Raw genomic sequence first — 5,815 nt, forward strand, 5'->3', positions numbered from 1 at the left:
GCACAACCTGCATGTGCCCTTTCTCATTTCTCAGCTCTGCGTAATACTGGAGCAGGTCCTGCAATTCAGCCTCAACCGCATCAGCAATGAGTTGTCGGGCGCCGGTACGTAACAGTTCGGTCAGCGGGTCTTCGACAAACTCTCCTGGCTTTTTCAGTGTGATAACTTTACTGTTGATCATGACGTATCCTTTTTTGTTGGAATTCTGTTTTGGCGAACTGATTCCAACAGGATACGTCATTTCTTTTTAAATTCTCCCTCAAACACCACTTTTGAGCATAACTCTTGCACGATCTGTTCTTGAGATACACAAGAGGAGGCAGATTAAAGCCGAATACCCTTAAGAACTATAGAGAGGTGATCTTCTTCTATCTCTCTGATTGGCTCAAGAAGCCTGTCTCGTCGATTACAAAGGATATGGTCGAGAACTCTATGCCTATGTCCTTCTTTTGATGCACACCGGCGCCAGGGCGAGTGAAGCTGCTGGAAAGAGACGGCAGGATGTTGATCTTGCCAATCGGACGACTGTTATTCGAGTAACAAAGTCAGGTAAACCGAGAACCGTGCCGATCACAGAAGTCGTCCAGAAGGCTCTGGAGGGTCTTGATGCCGAAGATTACTTTTTCCTCACTGACTCACACCTCCAAAACGAACGAAATCGAAACCGGCCGGCCATTATCTTTCGTGAAGCTTGGGATCAAGCCTTGAAGAGGGTAAAGCAGAATGACCCACTGTTTCCTGATATCACCATCCATGATCTACGTCATACGGCAGGGACACATTTATTGGAGCAAGGCGCGGACCTGCGAACGGTGGCAGATATCCTTGGTCATGCGGACATCAGGATGACGTCCAGATACACCCATCCATCAGAAAGCCAGAAGCGAAAAGCGGTTGAGAGAATAGGACACCTTGGGCCCACTGCTGTAAGCAAACAGTCAATTTCGGGAAATCTTCAAACAGTTGAAAGCATGAATCCATATGGAAGTCCGTTGAATCCTGTCGATAACGAAGCATTGGGTGTTCCGCTTTCATATCAGCAGTTGGAAAAAAAAGAATAGAAAGTATGAGCTGCGGGTGTACCGGGCAAGAAAGTACTATCGAGCATCGTCATCGTCAGAAATAGAGCGATCGTGCAGCAGTTATTTTGTCTGAAATGACGAATACTAAACTGGCACTGAAGTGCGGTTCTAATATTCCCTAAGGTGCTTTTAGAGTCTGAAGTGAATTTTGTCCAGACGGCACTTGGTAGACGCCTGGCGAGAAAGAGTGAGACGCAGTAGACAACAATATTACTTATTCAGGATCTAAACTGACAATTTTCTATAATTGGCACAGCTCATTAATTTTGTTGATTGTTTTTAAGTCTAGCCATTCCAATGCATCATTGCGGGTCTCGAATTGTTTAAACGGGAAACCGCCTTGTCGAGCAACTTGGGCCCCAGGTTCATAACTCGTAATACAAGGCGTAATATAAGCAAATTTTAACTTTGCCCCTCCCTGTTCGAGGTACGTATTGTATTGTTCAACAACATGCAAACCATATAAAGTTTTTGCCGTGCCTCCGCGCTCCCCTTTTAATTCTCTGTAATCGATTATGATTTTTTTCAAACCTGTGTGGCGGCAAATGTTTAGAATGTGAGAAAAGATGAGAATACCATCGTCTAAATCAAATACCCCGGTTTGGATTACTTCTAAAAAATCGGTGTGGTAGATGATATCGTTATTGATTGCCATCAATTCCTCAGTTGTTCAACTCAGTAGGAGTTTTGGAAAAAGTTAACAGAAAATAGTGACAAAAAATAAATGAAATTTCAACCACTTTAATCAACTAATATTAGCTAGCATTACAACAAAACGTTTCTAACCCTCCAGGTGGAAGGGCACACCATAAAGAATGCTGGAGTACACAATTAGAAAACCCTGAATCTTGCCAGAGGTTCAAGGTCATGTTGTCTTGCTTTTTAAATACATCAACCCGGCCTCAGCGTTTGCCTGCTGTTGACAGTAGCTCACCGCCTGTTCATGGCTGGCAAACATGTCGCCGTCGAGTAAGGCCTCAGCCTTGGTTTCATCAATTTGCTCTTGATCGGCCGCAAAGCGATGCCCGTAGCCTATAGTCATATACCCTGCGGGACAGAGATATCGAGCCAACCGCAATCCCTCAAACCGTCGCGCCAGCTTTTTTGCCATTTCCAAAATGCTCATGATATCGGTCGCTTCTTGATGACCCGGTCCAGGAACCAGAAGGTAAAGATCGAACTCACAATCCCCTGCTCCGGCGCCCCCCATGACAGGGTTATGGTCTCAGCCGAAACAAGACCGGTCTTTGTCATCAGCTAAAACCTGGCACCCAGTACAAGGCTGTAGTACAGCACAATCACCCACAAGAAGGTCAGCAGAGGCCGGACTGCTGCACTCATCGCATCTACCCACACAAAACCTGTAGGCTTCCCCTGGGCCCTGATAGATTCGACCAATACCTCCATGCCTGCAGCATCGAGCACCATCTTCCCCTGAGTCTCCACGGCCTGCAGCTGCCATTTATGGCGGGCGGCATCATACTCAAGGTTCTTGTCCATCATGGCGAGCTCATGTTTACGCTCACTTCGTTTATCTAGAAGCCTGATGCTAAACATAAATTGATGACTGTGCCATGGTCCAGCTGGCTTGGAAAACCACACAATAGAAAGTTTTCTTAAATCGGCCGAATCTTGGGCTCATGCAACTGATTTCGGTTCCACCCTAGGTGTTGCTGATGCGAGTTCTTGGAAGAACAAGGCTGTCTTTATATATTGCGGAAAGATATATGAGTGAACATAATCTACAACAATCACTATTAGCCGACGGTCGTACATCGCGCGGCTGAAGCTGGTGTAGTTTTTTCCTGGGCGCATTTTTTTGAATGAACAACTGCTTCCGAACACAAGACCCTCTATGATAAAAAATTCTCAGAAAATATCTGTTTGATAAAATTGATGAATAATCAAAGCGATAAACCTGCTGCTACCCACAAAAAATCACCTTCTGCGCTAACTCTGCAGTCTCTGCTGGAAGCTATCAAAGATGCACCGGATGTAAAGAGTATCAACGACACGTTGAAGAAACATATTCTGGAAGTCTTTCAAGCTAAAATAGCAGCAATTTTTCTTGCGGATAACAGCAAGCAGGAACTGGATTCCTGGCTTTTACTCCCAGGAGATTCCTCTGAGAAGATTGTCATACCGATCAATTACAATTCTATTGTCGGATTTGCGGCTAAGAAAAAACAACCAATCAATCTTAGGGATGCGTATGATTTTAGGGAGCTGCGGCGTGTAGGTCCTGAACTGAATTTTTACGCCACGTATGATGAAAAGAGCAATATTCGCAGTAAACAGATCCTTGCTATTCCCATTGTTCAGAACAACACCCTGATGGGGGTTCTCGAATTTATAAACACACGTGATGACAACCACTTCACCTCTGAAGAAGAGTATAACGCCAATCAATTAGCTAAAGCTCTGGCCACCGCATTTTCCAACCACGGCATTTTCGTTAAACAGATCCCCCCCCAATATGAATCGCTGTTGTCGCAAAACCTTCTTTCAGTGAAAGAGCTGGAGCAGGGACTGGCAAAAGCCACCGAGCTAGGGGAAGATCCGGAAACTGTTTTAATGAACAATTTCCAGATACCGAGATTGAAAATGGGGAAATTACTGGCAGAATTTTATTCCACCAGGTTTGTGGATCTAGATAAAGTCGATAACAATCCCCAGCAGCTCTTTCCAGATATAAATATTGATTATTTTGAAGAAAAAGATCTGGTTCCGTTGAGCCTGAAAGATGAAAAGCTTGTTGTCGCCGTAAAGAATTTCGAGGATCAAACCCTTACCAGCACCATACAAGAGCAGGTTTCCGGAAAACTTCAGGTGGAGTTGGTGTTCGCCTTTCAAGGGGATATTCGCTCGTTCTGGAAGCGTACCAGAGCCAAATATTTCAGCAGGCCAGATGGTGAGAGTGAAGGGCAGCAGCTATCAAAGGACAGCTCATCGTTCGACACGCTGGAAGATTATAAAACACAGAGAAAAGAGCGGATAACATACGACACCTCCTTGTTCGACTCACTGCAAAATTATGAATATCAGGGAGACGAGCAGCTATTTTACGACAATTCATTGTTCGATCCGCTGGAAGAAACTGAACCGCAGGACAAAATAAGGGAAAAACAGGTCACCGCTGGAGAAAGCAGAGCCGGAACCGAGAAACATGTAGAAATTAATGACTATCTTAACATACCCGCCGTGGTTCGCCTGGTATATGACATTTTACAAAAGGGATATTCCTCCCAAGCTTCTGATATTCATATAGACCCCTGCGGTTTTGAGAACAAGGGTGAGGTACGGTATAGAATTCATGGCGTCTTCAGTAAGCCGCTTAAAATACCGCAAAAACATGCGTATCTGGTTGTTGACAGGATAAAATCACAGGCATCCCTTAATCTGGCTGAACGTACCAAACCGCAGGAAGGTAAATTCAAGTTTACCACTCTTGAGGGCAAGGAAATTGAATTACGTGTGGCAACAACTCCTACGCCAAAAGGCAATGAAGAGATTGTACTGAGCATTTTACCTAATCAAAAGCCGCTTCCTCTGCTGGGCGAGCTTCTACCTTCCCGGCTCCTCGGTCCGTTTAAGGAAATGATCGAGCAGGAAGAGGGGATCATACTGGTTGTTGGGCCCAAAGCATCGGGAAAGACCACCACATTGCATTCAGCATTAAACCATTTAAAAACTGCTGGAAAAAAAATCTGTGCAGCCGAACAACCCCTAGAAATCAAGCAAAACGGGATTCATCAGGTGGAGGTTGATCCTCTCAAGAATTATTCCTTTACCGATGCGTTGGGCGAGTTTCGCAAAGAAGATCCCGATGTGATCATGATCGGTGAAATGCAGGATCTACGGACAGCTTTAATGGTTGTTGATGTCGCACTGAACGGACATCTGCTGCTCACATCTCTAGCCGCCGATTCGGCAGAGGAAGGTATCACTCACTGCCTGAATATGGGGCTTGATCCCTTGCTGCTTGCTACCGCACTGCGCGGCGTTCTGGCCCAGCGCCTGGTGCGAACTCTGTGCAAAAACTGCAAACAACCCTATCATCCTGAAAAGGCCGAATATGATCGTCTATTAGAAAGTTACGGGGTTTCTTTCTTTGATCATATCAATGTCATATACAGTGATGATCTCGTCTTTCATCGTGCCAATGGATGTCCGAGATGCGATGGCAGCGGATATGACGGTAAAATAGGTTTGTACGAACTGCTGGTCGTAAATCCAAGCATCAGTGAGTTAATCATGAGCTTTGCTTCTCCTGCTGAAATTGTTGACGAAGCGATGAGTAATGGCATGACGCTGCTTGTGCAGGAAGGGATTCAACTCATTTTCAATGGGACAATCGATTGTAAAGAGTTGATGTCCGTCTGTGAAATATGAGGTGACCCTTTGCCCATTTTTAACAAAATAATTCACCAGTAAAGCTGGTGATTATAGCGTAATGTGGAGATAAAATCTCATGAGTAAAGTAAAAATAATCGATATTATCTGGGAGTATACAGTAAAAGAAAAGTACCTTGATCAATTTCTAAGGATTTATTCACCAGGTGGAGAATGGGTCAAACTTTTTAGAGAATATCCTGGTTTTATAAAAACAGAGTTAAAGCAAGATATATCAGATCACTGCTGTCTCACAGTTAATTCCATAATAAAAGCTGTGGAGATTTAATTGGTTGCGAATTGTCAGGGGGCTTAAACAAATCGGTCATTGAGCGACGGTC

At 44.5% G+C, this 5,815-nt stretch carries 7 protein-coding genes and 1 pseudogene; 3 read left to right on the plus strand and 5 right to left on the minus strand.

The annotated features are described in order from the left end of the window. A pseudogene (locus BUF15_RS25990) lies at window positions 1-181 on the minus strand (IS256 family transposase); the annotation flags it as partial. A gap of 199 nt (window positions 182-380) precedes the next feature. Here BUF15_RS25990 and BUF15_RS25995 point away from each other — a divergent pair. Then, window positions 381-1,061, plus strand: coding sequence for a tyrosine-type recombinase/integrase (locus BUF15_RS25995; protein WP_073617236.1), 681 nt, complete (start codon window positions 381-383; stop codon window positions 1,059-1,061). Between the two features lie 262 nt (window positions 1,062-1,323). Here the strand turns inward: BUF15_RS25995 and BUF15_RS26000 are convergent, their stop codons facing one another. The 4 genes from BUF15_RS26000 to BUF15_RS26010 all read right to left on the minus strand — a co-directional run bounded on the left by BUF15_RS26000 (window position 1,324) and on the right by BUF15_RS26010 (window position 2,585). After that, window positions 1,324-1,737 (minus strand): hypothetical protein, encoded by a 414-nt coding sequence (locus tag BUF15_RS26000; RefSeq protein WP_073617238.1) that lies wholly within the window; start codon window positions 1,735-1,737, stop codon window positions 1,324-1,326. Between the two features lie 210 nt (window positions 1,738-1,947). Further along, the gene (locus tag BUF15_RS26005) at window positions 1,948-2,208 is read right to left on the minus strand and encodes a glycoside hydrolase family protein (RefSeq protein ID WP_143170902.1); all 261 of its coding nucleotides are present in this window, start codon (window positions 2,206-2,208) and stop codon (window positions 1,948-1,950) included. Further along, window positions 2,205-2,336, minus strand: coding sequence for a hypothetical protein (locus BUF15_RS28180; protein ID WP_268753229.1), 132 nt, complete (start codon window positions 2,334-2,336; stop codon window positions 2,205-2,207). The genes BUF15_RS26005 and BUF15_RS28180 overlap by 4 nt, the downstream gene beginning before the upstream one ends. 3 nt (window positions 2,337-2,339) lie before the next feature. Then, the gene (locus BUF15_RS26010; protein ID WP_073617242.1) at window positions 2,340-2,585 is read right to left on the minus strand and encodes a hypothetical protein; all 246 of its coding nucleotides are present in this window, start codon (window positions 2,583-2,585) and stop codon (window positions 2,340-2,342) included. Between the two features lie 393 nt (window positions 2,586-2,978). On the opposite strand from BUF15_RS26010, the gene BUF15_RS26015 reads away from it, so the two are divergent. Further along, window positions 2,979-5,474, plus strand: a complete 2,496-nt coding sequence (locus BUF15_RS26015) for an ATPase, T2SS/T4P/T4SS family (RefSeq protein WP_073617244.1) — start codon at window positions 2,979-2,981, stop codon at window positions 5,472-5,474. 79 nt (window positions 5,475-5,553) lie between these two features. Beyond that, complete coding sequence (locus BUF15_RS26020) at window positions 5,554-5,763, plus strand: hypothetical protein (RefSeq protein WP_073617246.1); 210 nt, start codon at window positions 5,554-5,556, stop codon at window positions 5,761-5,763. Window positions 5,764-5,815 lie beyond the last annotated feature (52 nt).

The organism is Desulfopila aestuarii DSM 18488 (genome assembly GCF_900143695.1).
GTDB lineage: Bacteria > Desulfobacterota > Desulfobulbia > Desulfobulbales > Desulfocapsaceae > Desulfopila > Desulfopila aestuarii.